The following is a 16,760-nucleotide window of genomic DNA, read 5'->3' as shown; positions in this document are numbered from 1 at the left end:
ATTTCCCTAGACGCTGCTGAATCTTTGCTCTTAGAAACGCCACAACCGGATATTTTAGAACAACTTCAGCAAGGCAGTTTATCCTTAGATGATGCGGAAAACTTATTACTATCGGGTTTAGATTTACCGCAAGCATCCCTTCAAGATAAACCAACCCAAAATACCGATATTGCCATTATTGGCCTCTCTTGCCGATATCCAGGGGCGAAAAATGGGGAAGAATTCTGGGAAAATCTCAAAAATGGGATCGATACCATTGAAGAAGTTTCCCCTGATAAATGGCCCCATGAATCCTGGTACGATCCCGATCCGAATAATCCCCATACCTCCTATTCTAAATGGAGCGGTTTTATTGACGATGTGGATAAATTCGATCCCTTTTTCTTCCAAATTGCGCCCAGTGAAGCGCAATATATGGAACCTCAACATCGCATTTTCCTAGAAGAAGCCTATCATGCCATTGAAGATGCCGGTTATGCAGCAGATGCCTTAAAAGGGCAATCCTGCGGCGTATTTGTGGGAGCAGCAAATGGGGATTATACAGAAATTTTACTCCGTTCGGGAACCCATACCAATCGTCAAGTCTTAACCGGAAATTCGGTTTCCGTTTTACCCGCACGAATTGCTTATTTTTTGGACTTGCGCGGCCCGGTGATGGCCATTGAAACCGCTTGCTCCTCTTCCCTCGTTGCCATCCATCAAGCCTGCGAAAGCATCCAGAACGGAGAGTGTGAAATGGCACTAGCGGGCGGCATTACCCTGATGTTAACCCCGACCCAAAACATTGTCACCAGCCAATATAGAATGCTTTCCCCTGAAGGAAGATGCCGCACATTTGACGCTTCTGCTTCTGGTATTGTCTGGAGTGAAGGCTGCGGCATTGTGGTATTAAAAGCATACAGTCAAGCACGGAGAGACGGCGATCGCATCTATGGCATCATTAAAGGCTCTGGCATCAACTACGACGGCAAAACCAACGGCATCACCGCCCCCAGTGGTCAATCTCAACTCAATTTAGAGAAAAAAGTCTATGAAAAATTTGCCATTGATCCCTCCACCATTAGCTACGTCGAAGCCCATGGAACCGGCACACCATTAGGCGACCCCATCGAAGTTGAAGCCCTCACAGAAGCCTTTTCTAGCTATACAAATTCTAAACAAACTTGCCCCATTGGGTCAGTGAAAACCAACATTGGTCACACCGCTTGGGCTGCTGGAGTTGCCAGTGTAATTAAAGCCGTTTTATGCTTAAAAAATCGGCAACTGGTTCCCTCCATTCACTTTAATCAACCCAACCCCCATATTGACTTTAGCAATAGTCCTTTTTATGTCAATACTGAACTCAAAGAATGGAAACACCCAGAAGATCAACCCCGACGAGTTGCTGTAAGCTCCCTCGGATTTAGTGGCACAAATGCCCACGCTATTCTAGAAGAAGCGCCCAGAATTCAACCTCCCGATTTAAACCGTCCAGATCGCCCCCTCCATGTCCTCACTCTATCCGCTAAATCCGAAGGATCGCTACAAGCTCTGATGCGCTCCTATCAGCAGAACCTCGAAACCGCAAGGGATTCAGAGATTGCCCATATTTGTTATAGTGCCAATGTGGGGCGATCGCACTTCAATCACCGTTTGGCTCTAGTCGCCCAAACCCCACAAGAATTCGCCGAAAAACTGCGCCAGCATCAAACTGGAGAATCCCCTGCCAACCTATTCACCCAACAGCTCTTAACCTCTCGCAAACCCAAAATCGCCTTCCTCTTCACCGGCCAGGGTTCCCAATACATCAACATGGGCAAACAACTCTATGAAAACTCCCCTATTTTCCGTCAAGCCCTCGATGAATGTAACCAAATTTTAACCCTAGAATTCAATCAACCCCTACTGCCTCTCCTCTATCCAGAAACCTCTCCAGAATCCCCCTTACTCGACCAAACCCAATATACTCAACCCGCCCTATTTGCGATCGAATACGCCTTAGCAAAACTCTGGCAATCCTGGGGAATTCAACCCCAAATTCTCATGGGTCATAGCGTCGGAGAATATGTCGCCGCTACCCTTGCCGGAGTCTTTAGCTTACGTGATGGACTCAAATTAATTGCCACACGCGGCCAACTCATGCAACAGTTACCGGCTGGCGGTACAATGGTCGCAGTCATGGCATCAGAAGAAACCATTCGCCCCCTCTTAAATTCCCATCAAAGCATTGATATTGCTGCCATTAACGGCCCCGAAAGTGTGGTCATTTCCGGCAAATTAGAACCCATCAACACTCTAGTTCAACAGTTACAAACTCAAGGCATAAAAACAAAACAACTGCAAGTCTCCCATGCCTTCCATTCCTCCTTAATGGAACCCATGTTACGCAACTTTGAAGCTGTTGCCCATCAAATCACCTACCATCCCCCCCAAATCCCCATAATTTCAAATGTCACGGGATCAAAAATCGATCAACAAATTTGCACCCCCCAATATTGGGTCAATCATGTTAGAAATCCCGTCAGATTTGCCCAAGGAATGGATATCCTCTCTCAGGAAAAATACGATATTTTCCTCGAAATTGGCCCCCATCCTATCCTATTAGGCATGGGTCGTCGATGTGTCGATCCAGAATTGGGGATTTGGTTACCCTCTCTGCGTCGTGGAGTAGATGACTGGCAACAAATTCTCTCCAGCTTGGCAGAACTCTATAGCCAAGGTATTAAAATTGATTGGTCGGGATTTGATCAACCTTATCCTCGCCAGAAAGTTGCCTTACCCCTTTATCCCTTTGAACGTCAACGCTATTGGATTGATGAGCAAAATAATAACCCGCTTTTCAATGCCTTAAATCCTGAAAATATCGATCGTTTAGTTACTCAGATCGAAAAAACCGGCGAACTTTCCGCCAAAGAAGTGAAATTACTCCCCAAACTCCTGAAACTTCTCCAGGAACAAAGCCAGGATAACCCTGAAATCCCATCACAAACTGAACCCAAAATCCCCATCTCTCGATCTTCTAGTATTTTCCAGCAACTCGACCAGACTCCCCCAGAAGAATATCCCCAGGTTTTACTGTCATACTTGCAAAATGAAGCCCGTAAAATTCTCAAAGTTAGCCAGAACCATCACTTCAATCTACACCAGTCTATCCTCGATTTAGGCTTCGACTCTTTGAGTGCCATGGAACTGAAAAATAAAGTCGAAAAAGACTTAAACCTGACTCTACCCGCTAGTCAAATTATGAGCGGCCCCAGTACCTTGGAATTAGCAGAATTCATCACGGCTTCTCTTCAAGATTCGGCACAATTTTCTCCCAAATCTGAACGGAATAAAAACCCAGACACTCCCTGGATAGCCTATCACCAACCTAAACCCGATGCACTGGTGCGCTTATTCTGTTTCCATCCTTGGGGTTCGAGTGCGTCTCTATTTAAGGATTGGTCAGCAGAACTGCCTTCACAAATCGAAGTTTTACCCATTCAACTTCCCGGCCGTCAACAAAGGATGCATGAGAAAGCATTGACTGATTTCACCCACCTCTTGCAGGGTTTAGGGGAAGTTTTTCCTCCTTATTTTGATAAGCCTTTTGCCTTCTTCGGTCATAGTATGGGGGCGATTATTGCATTTGAGCTTGCCCATTTCTTGAATCAAAAACATCAAATTCAACCGATACACTTGTTTTTAGGAGGAGCGAAACCTCCGTCAGATATGTCTTATCTCGATCATCTTGCTTCTTTATCAGAGAAGGAAAAATTAGATTACTTTACTAGGGTGGCAGAAATTCCAGAAACAATTTATAACGAGCCGTCTATATTCAACGAGTTACTCAAGGTCTTTAAAGCGGATATTCAGCTCATTCAAAGCTATCAACTTTCAGATAAAGATCCTCTCAGTTGTCCCATTTATAGCTTGAGTGGTATAGACGATCCAGTGGTTACGGAATCAGAACTCTCCCAATGGTCTAGCTGTACGACGGATCTGTTTCAAATGCAACGATTGCCGGGTAAACATATGTTTTTCCAGCAAAGTCAGAACTCTATTTTAGGGATTATTAAGGAACAACTGTTGTAAGATAAAGCCAGTATCAAGTTATTCTGTTATGATGAAAAATTTGATGACAATTTTGCTGTTTCGGATTATAATATCAACAATCCTTTTTTATAGAATAGCGTAAAAAATGGCAACTCAAGAGCAATTTGTAGGAACCTGGAAACTTCTAGAGTTTAAATCTATTGACTCAGAACAAAACGAGATTTATCCCATGGGTAAAAATCCTACAGGATATATCATGTATCTCCCTAATGGATATATGTCTGTATCTTTTATGATGAGCGATCGCGCAACCATGGATTTGACCCCTGAAGAAGTACAAGACCTCAAAAATATTAAACCTGGACTGAAATTGATCCAAAAATTGCCTAAATTTATTAAAGCTACCTTACGCTACTTCAAAGCGAGTAGAAACTATGTATCTTATGCGGGTACATACGAGATTAAAGATCAGCAAGTGATTCACCATTTAGATGTTAGTTTAATTCCAGATTGGGTCAATACTGATTTAATCCGTAATTTTGAATTTGTAGACGATAAACTAATTTTGAGTCCTCCAGTCATGGGAGGCGTTTCTTCCGCTCTGACTTGGCAACGCGTTCATTAATTATTTTGATTTCTAGGATTGAGAGCAAAGGTACAGCGCTTTGCGCTGTTAAGTAATGAGTAAGAAAGTCCCTCTGAGTGTTGTGTAAGGGCAGATTGAGGGAGATTCAAATGTACCCCATAGCAGCGAAAATTGCGGTAATGGTAATCGTGGAGAACAGCATCGGGTGGCGATCGCCCGCTAACTCCAATCCCTGATTAAAGTGATCTTTAGCACCACATTTTTGAGGTTCTGTTAGGAAAAACCGTCGCGATCGCTTACCCTACAAGAGTTCTAGAACTTAAGGGGTGACCAGGGTCTTCTCTAGAGAATAATCTGATACCCAATATCTTGTAAGAGCGCTAAATCGAGACGGGTAGGGAATTGGCGCACCGCAGAGGGAATCATGGGATCGAGTAAGGACTCTCCAGAGATGCCATTGGGTAAAAAGTGGTCTTCGATATGGGACAAATCCTCAGCTAAGGGAACGCCTAAACCTTCGGTAATGACTAGGGCATTGGGCCCCATGAAAGTTTGACCAGATATCCACTGGTTAAAGGCTTGGGTGTTGCCAATACCGAGAATATGGCCCAGTTCGTGAGTCGCAACGGTCATTAAATCTACTTGTCCTGGGGGAATATCATTATGGGTGTGGGGGGTGGGATCGATAAACCAATTAGTAGTTGAATTAAAGCTGATGTGACCTGTCCAAGGTTCAAAGTTGGGGCTGTTAAACCGAATATCCAGGTCACTATCGGCAGTCCAAGCAGCACTAGGCCCGGCTTGGGCAATGGTCTGGGAGGCTAGGGGCGCTGTACCGACAAAGACGAGGATATCATCAATGGGGCGATCTAGGCTGAAGGATACTGTACCTCCAGTGGTTGGATTTTTGATGTAAATGGGGGTTCCGGGGGCCAGATCGGTAAATTCATCGAGAATATGGCGCTCCCAGAAGGAGGCGGCGGTTTCTAGGATTTGGCGACGGTTGGGGTCGTTGAAAAAGCCACTGTGGTCAAATCGGTAGTCAAATTCGATGTTAAAGGAGCTGGGGGTTTGGGGAGCAGCTAGGAGTAAGGGGGACTCGGATTGGGCGGTTTGGGTGAGGGTGGAGGGGAGCGGATCGCTGATAAAGTCTTCGGCGGTGAGTTGGTTGGGATGAATACCGGGTAAAATGGCGAGGGTTTGGCCGGTGCGTAGGTCTTGAATGAGGGTTGTACCGGTTAAGTTGTCGGTTCCTAAAGCGATGATCAGGCGATCGCTGGTTAATCCCCCTTGGAGTTGAATATAGTCTTGACCGTCTTCAAAGTCGAGTATCCAATCTGCTGCGGTTGGGTTTTCGGGTGAGAGTTGGCTGAGGATAAAGATGTCTTGACCTTCACCCCCAATCAGCAGGTCTGAACCGAGGTCTCCGGAAAGGCGATCGCTGCCTCTATCTCCATGCAGGGTATCATTTCCTTGACCTCCATGGAGCAGATCCGAGTCTTGCCCGCCATAGAGGAGATCTTGCCCCAGATTGCCGTTGAGGGTATCTGAGCCTTGATTGCCGGCGATCCAATCGTCTCCGGCATCAGCAATGATGCGATCGCGGCTTGGGGTTCCGATCAGAGTATCAGCGCTAGGGGTTCCGGCGATCGCCACCTCCATCGCCGATCCGGGAGTCAAAACAGACTCTAATTCAGAGTTATGAATTAACATATAGTTCAGAATTTTTATTGAATCTTTAGTATAGATTTCATGAAGTCCTGCTGTGAATCCGCAAAAACCCATAAAGAATATCCGTATTAAAATGGTTGATTAAATACCGTGTTTTTCGGGTAGAGGAAGAACAGCAAGGGCCCGATCGAACGGATTTCATGCTGAACTGAAAACAATGTGCTACGCTATGTGAAAATATTTTTGCAATTCATTATATCCATGAGCAAGGTTCTGGTGTTAAATGCCTCTTACGAACCGCTCAATATCGCTACCTGGCGACGGGCGGTTGTTTTGTTGCTCAAGGGAAAAGCCGAACAAGTGGAACACAATGGTAAATTATTGTGTCCCGGTTTTCCCTTACCAACCGTAATTCGACTGCGGCACTATATCCGAGTTCCCTATAAAGAAATTCCTTTGACCAGACGAAATATCTTATACAGGGATTCCCATTCCTGTCAATATTGTGGACAGAAGGGAGAAGGGTTAACCCTCGATCATGTGATTCCGCGATCGCGCGGAGGAGGCGAGACTTGGGAAAACTTAGTTACGGCCTGTGTACGCTGTAATGTCAGAAAAGGAAACCGAACTCCAGAAGAAGCCTTCATGAGTTTATCTCATCCCCCGCGAAAACCATACAGCAGTCTCTATTTTGAGCTGCACAAGCATGTGACGAGCGGTACACATCAAGAATGGAAAAAATATGTGATTGGCATCTAAACCCCTGATTGAATAGTCAGGGGTTTTTTAAAACCTTGGTTATGGGTAATGGTCTAGCTCTCTAGAACAGTTCATTACCCATACAGTAGACCCTATGGGGCGATCGGCACTTGACTATGGGTATCAATAATATCTCGGAAAAACTCGACCACTAAATCTTCGTTAACGGGAGTGACCCCTTCCGGGCCAAACCAGCGATTAACCACGGCTACATCGTCTGGGCGCTCCATCAGGTAACCTTGCATGAATTTAGCCAGGGTATAGTTCACCAGATCGCGGAAGGTAGAGTTATCTTCGGGCATCATACAGGCAATCCCTTCACGGGTATAGGGAATGTCCGGTACAACGCTGAACTCATCAGGATCGCCAGCCGTTTTCCGTAATCCTTCTAACAGAATTCCATCCCAAGCAAAGGCATCGATTTCTCCTTCTTGCAGAGCGGCTAATCCTTCCGCACTACCGCGCATGGGAACCAAATCCGCATCGGGTTGAATCAGTTGAATCACTTGCTCGTTGGTGGTTCCCAGCAATACCCCTACTTTTTTCCCACTTAAAGATTCTGGCGACCCTAATGTATCCCCTTGTTTGACCAGTAAACGAGTACCAGTGACAGCATAGCTGAGAGAGAAATCTACAAAAATATCCCGATCCCAAGTAAAACTGGTGACTCCACAGACCAAATCAACGGTGCGATTCGTAATCGAAGGAATCCGAGTATCGGGAGTCACTTCCACTAATTCTAAGGTGATTTCTTTACCCAGTTGGGCTTCTATTTCCTGTCGAATTCGGTCAAGCATATCAATTGAATAGCCCACCAACTCTTCTTCCTCATTAATATAAGCAAAGGGAGCTGTATGGGTTCGAGTCCCTGCCGTTAGTACCCCTGTACGCATGACTTTTTCCATCACGGTTTCGGCCCAACTGGGTAAGGATAGGCTGCCTGAAAACAGTAGAGTTAGGGCGGCGATCGCCAAATTTTGTTTCATTGTTGTTTCTTACCGGATTCACCAATCTGATCAATCATACTCAAGTCTAATCGAGTTTGTAGAAAACTTGAATTTATCCTCTGAACTTGTGGAAAAGCACCGGGAAACTGTGGAAAAACAACCTATTCTGTGGAAAACTTTGAAAAACGATCCCGATCGGCTCACGATGGAAACGTAATTCGATCGCAATGATAATCAGGGGGTTCCACATGAATGAGAACACGGACGGGGTGATATTTATCCTCTAAGTGAGCTTCTACGGCTTCAGTAATTTCATGGGAACTGGCCACATCGATCGCATCAACAATTAAATGCATTTCAATAAAGACTTGACGACCGACCACACCCCGCGAGGCAATATCATGACAGTTAATGACCCCTGGGACTTCCATGACTATATCGTGGATGGCTTCAGGGGCGATCGCGATTTCATCCACGAGCCAGGGTAAATTATCCTTCAGGACTTCCCAACCACTATAAAATACCAACACAGCCACCGGAAATGCTAACAAGACATCGAAGAGGGGATATCCCAGCACCACCCCAATTAATCCACCTAAAACCATAATGGTGACCCAAACATCACTCATGGTATGTTTAGCATCGGCCATTAAAATCCCACTACCAATGCGTTGACCGACTCCCCGCTCATAGAAGGCAACAAAAATATTAATCCCTAAAACAATCAGCAAAATCCATAGATCGGGGAAGGCGATCGTCAGGGGATCGCCTCTAGACATCAGACGCTCAACGGAACTGGAGACAATTTCAAAACAAGCAAAGCCTAAAAATGCCGAAACGCCTAAAGCACCAATGGCATCAAATTTCTGATGTCCATAGGGATGTTCGCGATCGGGTTCGGGAGAAGCCAGTTGATTGGCCACTAATCCCAATACATTATTGGCACTATCAGTGATACTATGAAGCGCATCGGCCAATAAACTCAACGACCCAGTTTTCCAACTAACCACGACCTTAATCAACAACGCCAGTACATTGAGTCCTAACGTAATTAAGAGTACCTGACGGACTTGAGAGCGAATATCCTTCACCATGATCTTCAAGCATATACAATAGTCTTATCTGGTTTACAACTTATGACCCAACTGACCCTTAACTTGGCCCAAGGCTCCGTCTCTTTTAATTTTACTCCTGAAGCTGCCCAAGACCTAAAAGGGGCCATTAATCAATTGATGGACACCCTCAAGGCTTCTGCGGCAAAACCGGTGACTTCAGGACGAAAAGCACCTCAACCTCCCATGGAATACCGCCATAATGGGGAGGTTTTCTTGGAGGTATTCTGTAATCCGAATATCTATGCCACTCCCTTTGCGGCTAAGGTGTTGGTGACTCTGAAGAGCGATCGCCTACGCCTGAGTACGGAAGCTGAACTAACCCGTGTCATTGAAGATCTCAATGCCTATCTGGAATAAGGGAAGCCAAACCTGGGGATGACGAATTAGCAAAAGATTCAAGTTTTTTGCGGTATAATTTGTGAAAATGAAAACCCCCTGCTTTTCAAGAGGGGGATTGAGTGGGGATTGAGATGTACCTCACCCAAGCACAAATGGGGTATATTAACTGTCCCCTGTCCCCTGTCCCCTATCAACTCTAAAACCTTATGACTCACCGTCGTTATCACATTACTACCTTTGGATGCCAAATGAACAAGGCTGACTCAGAGCGCATGGCCGGCATTCTCGACGATATCGGCTTTGAATCCGTAGAAGACCCGTATCAAGCGGATTTAATTCTCTACAATACCTGTACCATTCGTGATAACGCGGAGCAAAAAGTCTATTCTTATCTAGGCAGACAAGCCAAACGCAAACAAGACAACCCGAATTTAACCCTGATTGTGGCTGGATGTGTGGCTCAACAGGAAGGGGAAGCGCTCTTGCGTCGGGTTCCGGAACTCGATTTAGTCATGGGGCCCCAACATGCTAACCGCTTAGGGGATTTGTTGGAACAAGTCCTAGAAGGAAACCAGGTGGTAGCCACCGAACCGGTTCACATCATGGAGGATATCACCAAACCCCGGCGCGATAGCCGGATTACGGCTTGGGTGAATGTGATTTATGGCTGCAATGAGCGCTGTTCCTATTGTGTGGTTCCGGGAGTCAGAGGGGTGGAACAATCTCGCACTCCCCAGGCTATTCGGGAAGAAATGGAACAGTTGGGCCAACAGGGATATAAGGAGGTGACGCTGTTAGGCCAAAATATTGACGCTTATGGTCGGGATTTACCCGGAATCACGCCCCAAGGACGACGGGAAAATACGTTTACGGATTTGCTCTATTTTGTCCATGATGTGGAAGGGATAGAGCGGCTTCGGTTTGCTACGAGTCACCCCCGCTATTTCACGGAGCGGTTAATTCGCGCTTGTGCTGAGTTGCCGAAGGTCTGTAAGCATTTTCACATTCCCTTTCAGTCTGGGGATAATGAGGTTCTTAAGGCCATGCGGCGCGGCTATACCCATGAGCGCTATCGGCGCATTATTGATAAGATTCGGAATTATATGCCGGATGCGTCAATTAGTGCGGATGCGATTGTGGGATTCCCTGGAGAAACAGAGGAACAGTTTGAGCATACCCTAGAGTTGGTCGAGGATATTGGCTTTGACCAGCTCAATACGGCGGCCTATTCCCCACGACCGGGGACAGAAGCGGCGGTATGGGAGAATCAGTTAAGTGAAGAAGTGAAGAGCGATCGCCTCCAGAGGCTGAATCATTTAGTCGCCATTAAAGCACAAGAGCGATCGCAGCGCTATCTCGGCCGCATGGAAACCGTCTTAGTCGAAGACCAAAATCCCAAGGATAATACCCAAGTTATGGGACGCACGGACGGCAACCGCTTAACCTTCTTTACCGGAGATATTGAGCAACTCAAAGGTCAATTGGTACAGGTGAAAATCACCGAAACTCGTGCCTTTAGCTTAACTGGAGAGCAGAGGATAGCCGTGGGAACTGGCGATCAATAAGATATAGCAGACAGACCCATTACCTGTTACCTATTACCGCGCTTCGGCGCTGTATACAAGCCCCTACCGGTTATACTCAGGAGAAAGAATAACCGCGATCGCCCCCTGGATGTAGTGACAGCAGCCCATCCTCTTGCCAAGATAGAAACGACATCTTCGAGAAATAACCACTTATTTAAGGCAACTATGTCCTACGATCGCGAAAAACAGGTAGCCATGGAAGCGGCCATCTTAGCCGCAAAACTCTGTCAGCAGGTACGCCAAGACATTCCAGAGGCGATCGAAAAACAAGATAAAAGCCCCGTAACCGTCGCAGATTACGGCTCCCAAGCCATTATTTGCAAAGCACTCGGCGAAATCTTTCCCAACGATCCCATCGTCGGCGAAGAAGACGCAACCGAGCTACGCAAACCAGAAATGGCCGACACCCTCAACAAAATGCTCGGTTATGTGCAAAACATCATCCCCGATGCCACCGCCGACCAAGTAACCGACTGGATCGACCATGGAAATGGCTCCGTATCCCCCCGATATTGGACGCTAGACCCCATTGACGGCACAAAAGGCTTTTTGCGTCAAGATCAGTATGCCGTCGCTCTAGCGCTCATTGAAGACGGGGATATCAAAGTCGGCGTTTTAGCCTGTCCCGCCATGCCCGTCGAAGGGGCAGAACCCGGTATGCTCTACATTGCCGTGCGCGGAGAAGGAGCGCAAATGAGACCCTTAGCGGGAGGAGAACTGCAACCCATCCATGTCGTCAGTCCCGACGATAAAGACAACTTGCGCTTTGTCGAAAGCGTAGAAGCCGCCCATGGCGACCAATCTCGGCAAAACGCCATGGCTCAAGCCGTCGGCATTACGGCGGAATCAGTGCGCGTAGACTCCCAAGCCAAATATGGCATCGTCGCCTCCGGAAAAGCCGCCCTCTACCTGCGCTTACCCTCTCCTAAATATCCTGATTATCGGGAAAATATTTGGGATCATGCTGCCGGTGCAATTATTGTCGAAGAAGCCGGAGGCAAGGTGAGCGATATGTATGGAAAACCTCTCAATTTTGCCGATGGGCAGAAAATGGTCAATAATCGGGGCGTTGTGGTGAGTAACGGCGTGCTGCACGAGAAAATTATCGCCGTTTTAAACCAATAGTATAACAAGCGAGCAAGATGTTTGTCCTTCGGACACGCTACGCTAACGCACTCCTAAAGCACCAAATTAGCTGAAACAATCCAGTAGTGCCGTGACAACCCTAAAATGGTGGGTTACGGCGGATTGATAGATTGCTGTCAGAGTCTAGGTTTTAGCCGCCTAACCCACCCTACGCTAATACACATTTTTAGCTGTGTCACGGCAGTAGGGTGCGTTAGCGAAGCGTAACGCACCCCAAGCTAGGCTAACAACCAAGGATATAGTAGGGGCGAAAAATTTTTCGCCCCTACAGATCCTAACCTTAACCCACTTTAACTTTAACGACCTTGTGTTGTTCTTCCTCAACCTTTGGTAAAGTCAAGTGCAAAATACCATCCTTATATTCCGCTTCCACATTATTATTTTGAATGCGGTTCGGTAAAGGAATCACTCGTTGAAACTGACCATAGCGAAACTCAGAGCGAGTTACCCCTTTCTCTTCCGTGGTGCTTTCGCTGCGCCGTTCGCCAGAAATAGAAACCGCTTCAGCCGTTACTTGAATATCGAGATCTTCGGGTTTCATTCCCGGAACTTCTAATTTAATCTTAAACGCTTCAGGGGTTTCATGCAGTTCAGCCGCCGGCAGGAAAGCACCTTGATTATAGAGCGCTTCTTTAGGTGCTAAATCCTCAAACAAGCGATTCATTTGGCGTTGCAGGGTATCGATTTCTCGGAAGGGTTCCCAACGAACTAAAGGCATAGTGTTAACCTCCTAAAAGAGTTATCTTTGTTTGATGAATTCAATCTAACAAACTTTCTCTGAATGTCAGGTTCGGTTTTTCTCCCTCGGTTGATGCAAGTCTCCGAACTGCCTAATGAATAACAAGAAAAAACCGATTCCTAAGTTTAGGAACCGGTTGAAACATCAAGAGAATTCTAGAAAATGGCATAACCCTCATAGAGGCATGAAACAACCCTTTGGTTACTCCGTTTTCACTGGTGCTTGCTCTTAGGTTAGCGAAAAAAATCAAGATCCTAAGTTCGGTTCTCTGCTAAATGGCGATCGCAATCTCCGCACCTTCGATATAGAGTTCAGAATGGGTCTAATTCAAGGGTGAATCCGGGTAAGACGGTTTCTCCTGAGAGGAGACTGGGTAATTGAACGGTTTCTATCGGTTGGTTTTGGCGGTAGATTTGGACTTGCTGGTTTTGGGGGTCGATGAGCCAACCGAGCTGTAAGCCTGCATCTAGGTATTCTTGCATTTTGGCTTGTAGTTGCTCTAAGGAGTCGGTACGAGAGCGCAATTCTATAACGAAATCAGGACATATTGGGGCAAATTTTTCTTGGTCTTCTGGTGCGAGACTATTCCAGCGATCGTTGGCTATCCAGGCAACATCGGGAGAACGTTTGCCACCATTGGGTAAGACAAAAATGGTTGAAGAACTAAAGACTTTTCCGAGTCGAGTTTGACGATTCCAAATTACGACATCTGCGTTTAAGTCGGATTCTCGATTGCCACTAATAGCACCAACTGGGGACATAATAAGCAGTTCTCCTTTGGCGGTTTCTTCGAGTTGATACTGTTCGTTCACGTGGCAGAGTTGATAGAATTGCTCGTCGCTTAAGTGAACCGTTTTGAGGTTTAAGGTAATGGGTTCTGAGTTCATCAGGGTTATATCAATTAAAAATTTTGATGTCGGTGAGAGCCGAAAAAATTGAAAATGGGTCTGGCTTGGGGTCAGTTGGCTCTATGGGAGGCGAATACAGTATCGAGAGGGCTACTATTTCCAATTTTACCTCCATTTTATGGTAAAGGATTGGATATGAGTTCTAAGATGAGGATTTCCCATTTGCTCATTCCCGATTACCATAAACTGTGCAGACCCTATTCCCATTTTGACCTATGACTGAACCTCAAATGAGTCCCTATGGATCTTGGACATCTCCCATTACCTCAGACTTAATTGTGGCAGGTGCGATCGCCCTCGGTGGCCCTAGAATTGATGGAGATACCCTCTACTGGTCAGAAGGTCGTCCGAGTGAAGGGGGACGCAGTGTCATTGTCCAACGCACTTCAGACGGACAAACCCAGGATATTACCCCCGCTTCCTACAATGTGCGGACTAGGGTTCATGAATATGGTGGAGGTTCCTATTTAATAGACGAACGAGGGGTCTATTTTGTGAATTTTTCCGATCAACGGCTCTATCGGCAACCGGTGGGTGAAGACCCCCAACCCTTGACGGGGGAAAGTCCACACCGTTATGCTGATTTCCGTTTAGACTCGCGCCGCAACTGTCTCGTAAGCGTGCAAGAAGACCATAGCGGGGAAGGAGAACCGGTTAACCGCATCGTTAGCATTGACCTAGAAACGGGTAACCCCACTACTCTGACCGAAGGCTATGATTTTTACGCTTGTCCTCGTTTAAGTCCGGATGGTTCCCAACTCTGCTGGATCTGCTGGAATCATCCCAATATGCCTTGGGACGGGACTGAGCTATGGGTTGCGCCGGTGAATGAGGATGGTACATTAGGCACAGCGACTTTAGTGGCGGGAAGTACGACGGAATCGATCTTTCAACCCCAATGGTCACCGGATGGGGTACTGTATTTTGTGAGCGATCGCACGAACTGGTGGAATCTCTATCGCTGGAAAGGTAGCTCTATAGACCCCCTCTTCCCCAAAAACGCTGAATTTGGGCTTCCCCAATGGGTCTTTGGCATGAGTACCTACACCTTTGCGGATGCCGAAACCATCATCTGTATCTATTCGGAAAAGGGCAACGATACCCTCGCCAAACTCAACACCCAAAGCAAAACCCTCACCGTTATTCCCACTCCCTACACGAGTTTATCTGCTCCCCAAGTTCGCGGAAATCAGATTATCCTCTCAGCAGCATCAGCAACCCAACCGAGTGCCTTAATTCAACTGGATATATCGGGCGACAATCTAGAGATTATCTATAAGTCTAGCCAGCTTGAAATCGATCGCGGTTATCTCTCCGTTCCAGAGTCCATTTCCTTCCCCACAGAAAACGGCTTAACCGCTTATGGGTTCTATTATCCACCCCAAAACAAAGACTACCAAGCACCAGAGGGCGAAAAACCCCCCTTATTGGTGAAAAGTCACGGAGGGCCGACGGCTTCCACTTCGAGTAGATTTAATCTTAAGCTGCAATATTGGACAAGTCGCGGGTTTGCTATCCTCGATGTCAACTATGGGGGAAGCACCGGATATGGTCGGGAGTATCGCCAACGGTTAAATGACGCTTGGGGTATTGTGGATGTGGATGATTGCGCCAATGGAGCCAAGTATCTGGCCGAGCAGGGTAAAGTAGATGAAAATCGGTTAGCCATCTCTGGGGGAAGCGCGGGAGGATATACCACCCTGTGCGCTCTGACGTTCCGAGACACCTTTAAGGCGGGCGCGAGTTACTATGGAGTCAGCGATTTAGAAGCTCTAGCCACGGATACCCATAAGTTTGAATCACGCTATTTAGATGGGTTGATTGGGCCGTATCCAGAACGTAAGGATATTTATGTTGAGCGATCGCCCATCCATTTTACCCAACAACTCTCCTGTCCCGTCGCCTTCTTCCAAGGACTCGAAGATAAAATCGTCCCCCCCAATCAAGCAGAAATGATGGTCAACGCCTTAAAAGAAAAGGGTTTACCCGTTGCCTACGTTTCCTTTGAAGGAGAGCAACATGGCTTCCGCAAAGCCGAAAACATTAAACGCGCTCTTGATGGCGAATTTTACTTTTATTCCCGCGTCTTTGGCTATGAGGTGGCTGACAAGGGGGGTGAAATTGAGATTATGAATTGATTGGTTTAAGGATTAGACATGGCTGGGCGAAACAATTTTAGCCCCCTCTCCCGTGGGAGAGGGGGTTGGGGGAGAGGGCGATATCTCATGTAATAGAGAAAGGCTATACTACTAACTACAAGATCGAATAAGTATCTTTCCTTCAAGTCAAAACAGTAGCTATTCAGAAATTCGATTTTCTAACTCGTGAATACAAGTTTCTACTTGAGTTTTTAAGTCAGGTAATTTATCAGGATTATGGATAATATTCCAGACGGTTTCTAAATCAATTGCCCAATAATGATGAGCGAGAATATTTCTAAAGTCTGTAATATCCCGCCAAGGTACTGAAGGATACTGATTTTTTAATTCATCAGGGAGTTTATTGGCTGCTTCACCAATAATTTCTAGTTCACGAAGTACAGCCATTTTTACTGTTCGATTGGTTAAAAAACTTTCTTTTCCGTGCTGAATATGAATGGCGATCGCTTCAATAGATTCTTTAATGTGATAAAGAAAAAATAGAGGAGATTTTTGTTTATTCATAGGGGAATTGCGGATGATAAAACTTCCTGTTTAATAGTATGATGTAAGGCTGTGCTATGCACAATATCAACATCACAGTTCAGCAGTTCTTGTAATGCCCTTCGCAAGCGAATGACATCAAATAAATCTTGTTCTGGATTGGGATCAATCAAAAAATCAATGTCACTATTTTCGGTGTTTTCACCTTTAGCAACTGAACCAAACACTCTAATATTAGTAGAGTGATATTGTTCAGCTAATTTGATAATATTAGAGCGGTATTGCTTTAATTGTTGTAAGTTCATGGT

14 protein-coding genes are annotated in these 16,760 nt (G+C 46.2%); 7 read left to right on the top strand and 7 right to left on the bottom strand.

What is annotated here, in order from left to right; genetic code table 11:
* Window positions 1-4,053 (top strand): beta-ketoacyl synthase N-terminal-like domain-containing protein (locus PMG25_RS15630; protein WP_283767828.1); only part of this gene is annotated, 4,053 nt, incomplete at its 5' end.
* 106 nt (window positions 4,054-4,159) lie between these two features.
* Complete coding sequence (locus tag PMG25_RS15625) at window positions 4,160-4,639, top strand: lipocalin-like domain-containing protein (RefSeq protein ID WP_283767827.1); 480 nt, start codon at window positions 4,160-4,162, stop codon at window positions 4,637-4,639.
* A 303-nt stretch (window positions 4,640-4,942) separates the two neighbouring features.
* Here the strand turns inward: PMG25_RS15625 and PMG25_RS15620 are convergent, their stop codons facing one another.
* Complete coding sequence (locus PMG25_RS15620) at window positions 4,943-6,313, bottom strand: M10 family metallopeptidase C-terminal domain-containing protein (protein ID WP_283767826.1); 1,371 nt, start codon at window positions 6,311-6,313, stop codon at window positions 4,943-4,945.
* A 219-nt stretch (window positions 6,314-6,532) separates the two neighbouring features.
* Here PMG25_RS15620 and PMG25_RS15615 point away from each other — a divergent pair, with 219 nt between their 5' ends.
* On the top strand, window positions 6,533-7,030 hold the full coding sequence (locus PMG25_RS15615) for an HNH endonuclease (RefSeq protein WP_283767825.1): 498 nt from the start codon (window positions 6,533-6,535) through the stop codon (window positions 7,028-7,030).
* A gap of 92 nt (window positions 7,031-7,122) precedes the next feature.
* Here PMG25_RS15615 and PMG25_RS15610 read toward each other — a convergent pair whose 3' ends face one another.
* Both PMG25_RS15610 and cdf31 read right to left on the bottom strand, forming a co-directional pair.
* The gene (locus PMG25_RS15610; protein WP_283767824.1) at window positions 7,123-8,016 is read right to left on the bottom strand and encodes an amino acid ABC transporter substrate-binding protein; all 894 of its coding nucleotides are present in this window, start codon (window positions 8,014-8,016) and stop codon (window positions 7,123-7,125) included.
* A gap of 161 nt (window positions 8,017-8,177) precedes the next feature.
* Window positions 8,178-9,071, bottom strand: a complete 894-nt coding sequence (gene cdf31, locus PMG25_RS15605) for a CDF family zinc efflux transporter Cdf31 (protein WP_283767823.1) — start codon at window positions 9,069-9,071, stop codon at window positions 8,178-8,180.
* A gap of 42 nt (window positions 9,072-9,113) precedes the next feature.
* Here cdf31 and PMG25_RS15600 point away from each other — a divergent pair, with 42 nt between their 5' ends.
* From PMG25_RS15600 to PMG25_RS15590, 3 genes are all read left to right on the top strand, one after another.
* Window positions 9,114-9,449 (top strand): hypothetical protein, encoded by a 336-nt coding sequence (locus PMG25_RS15600; RefSeq protein WP_283767822.1) that lies wholly within the window; start codon window positions 9,114-9,116, stop codon window positions 9,447-9,449.
* 188 nt (window positions 9,450-9,637) lie between these two features.
* Entirely contained in the window at window positions 9,638-10,996 is a 1,359-nt protein-coding gene (miaB, locus tag PMG25_RS15595; RefSeq protein ID WP_283767821.1) for a tRNA (N6-isopentenyl adenosine(37)-C2)-methylthiotransferase MiaB, read from the top strand.
* A 186-nt stretch (window positions 10,997-11,182) separates the two neighbouring features.
* Window positions 11,183-12,142: a 3'(2'),5'-bisphosphate nucleotidase gene (locus tag PMG25_RS15590; RefSeq protein WP_283767820.1), complete on the top strand. Its 960-nt coding sequence runs from the start codon at window positions 11,183-11,185 to the stop codon at window positions 12,140-12,142.
* 301 nt (window positions 12,143-12,443) lie between these two features.
* On the opposite strand, the gene PMG25_RS15585 is transcribed toward PMG25_RS15590, so the two are convergent.
* Together PMG25_RS15585 and PMG25_RS15580 are read right to left on the bottom strand one after the other, a co-directional pair.
* Window positions 12,444-12,881 (bottom strand): Hsp20/alpha crystallin family protein, encoded by a 438-nt coding sequence (locus tag PMG25_RS15585; protein WP_283767819.1) that lies wholly within the window; start codon window positions 12,879-12,881, stop codon window positions 12,444-12,446.
* Window positions 12,882-13,213: 332 nt separating this feature from the next.
* Entirely contained in the window at window positions 13,214-13,789 is a 576-nt protein-coding gene (locus PMG25_RS15580) for a Uma2 family endonuclease (protein WP_283767818.1), read from the bottom strand.
* Between the two features lie 236 nt (window positions 13,790-14,025).
* Here PMG25_RS15580 and PMG25_RS15575 point away from each other — a divergent pair, with 236 nt between their 5' ends.
* Window positions 14,026-15,948 (top strand): S9 family peptidase, encoded by a 1,923-nt coding sequence (locus tag PMG25_RS15575; protein ID WP_283767817.1) that lies wholly within the window; start codon window positions 14,026-14,028, stop codon window positions 15,946-15,948.
* Between the two features lie 159 nt (window positions 15,949-16,107).
* Here the strand turns inward: PMG25_RS15575 and PMG25_RS15570 are convergent, their stop codons facing one another.
* Both PMG25_RS15570 and PMG25_RS15565 read right to left on the bottom strand, forming a co-directional pair.
* Complete coding sequence (locus PMG25_RS15570; protein WP_283767816.1) at window positions 16,108-16,473, bottom strand: HepT-like ribonuclease domain-containing protein; 366 nt, start codon at window positions 16,471-16,473, stop codon at window positions 16,108-16,110.
* Complete coding sequence (locus PMG25_RS15565; RefSeq protein WP_283767815.1) at window positions 16,470-16,757, bottom strand: nucleotidyltransferase family protein; 288 nt, start codon at window positions 16,755-16,757, stop codon at window positions 16,470-16,472. The genes PMG25_RS15570 and PMG25_RS15565 overlap by 4 nt, the downstream gene beginning before the upstream one ends.
* Window positions 16,758-16,760: the final 3 nt, after the last annotated feature.

Source organism: Roseofilum capinflatum BLCC-M114, from assembly GCF_030068505.1.
In the GTDB taxonomy this organism is placed as follows: domain Bacteria; phylum Cyanobacteriota; class Cyanobacteriia; order Cyanobacteriales; family Desertifilaceae; genus Roseofilum; species Roseofilum capinflatum.
The sequence above is the reverse complement of the archived record's forward strand: the minus strand, read 5'-3'. Positions and strand labels throughout refer to the sequence as shown.

Bases quoted from the DNA above. Each gene is read 5' to 3' on its own strand.
- PMG25_RS15625 (WP_283767827.1), top strand. From the start codon at position 4,160: ATGGCAACTCAAGAGCAATTTGTAGGAACCTGGAAACTTCTAGAGTTT.
- PMG25_RS15620 (WP_283767826.1), bottom strand. From the start codon at position 6,313: ATGTTAATTCATAACTCTGAATTAGAGTCTGTTTTGACTCCCGGATCG.
- PMG25_RS15615 (WP_283767825.1), top strand. From the start codon at position 6,533: ATGAGCAAGGTTCTGGTGTTAAATGCCTCTTACGAACCGCTCAATATC.
- PMG25_RS15610 (WP_283767824.1), bottom strand. From the start codon at position 8,016: ATGAAACAAAATTTGGCGATCGCCGCCCTAACTCTACTGTTTTCAGGC.
- cdf31 (WP_283767823.1), bottom strand. From the start codon at position 9,071: ATGGTGAAGGATATTCGCTCTCAAGTCCGTCAGGTACTCTTAATTACG.
- PMG25_RS15600 (WP_283767822.1), top strand. From the start codon at position 9,114: ATGACCCAACTGACCCTTAACTTGGCCCAAGGCTCCGTCTCTTTTAAT.
- miaB (WP_283767821.1), top strand. From the start codon at position 9,638: ATGACTCACCGTCGTTATCACATTACTACCTTTGGATGCCAAATGAAC.
- PMG25_RS15590 (WP_283767820.1), top strand. From the start codon at position 11,183: ATGTCCTACGATCGCGAAAAACAGGTAGCCATGGAAGCGGCCATCTTA.
- PMG25_RS15585 (WP_283767819.1), bottom strand. From the start codon at position 12,881: ATGCCTTTAGTTCGTTGGGAACCCTTCCGAGAAATCGATACCCTGCAA.
- PMG25_RS15580 (WP_283767818.1), bottom strand. From the start codon at position 13,789: ATGAACTCAGAACCCATTACCTTAAACCTCAAAACGGTTCACTTAAGC.
- PMG25_RS15575 (WP_283767817.1), top strand. From the start codon at position 14,026: ATGACTGAACCTCAAATGAGTCCCTATGGATCTTGGACATCTCCCATT.
- PMG25_RS15570 (WP_283767816.1), bottom strand. From the start codon at position 16,473: ATGAATAAACAAAAATCTCCTCTATTTTTTCTTTATCACATTAAAGAA.
- PMG25_RS15565 (WP_283767815.1), bottom strand. From the start codon at position 16,757: ATGAACTTACAACAATTAAAGCAATACCGCTCTAATATTATCAAATTA.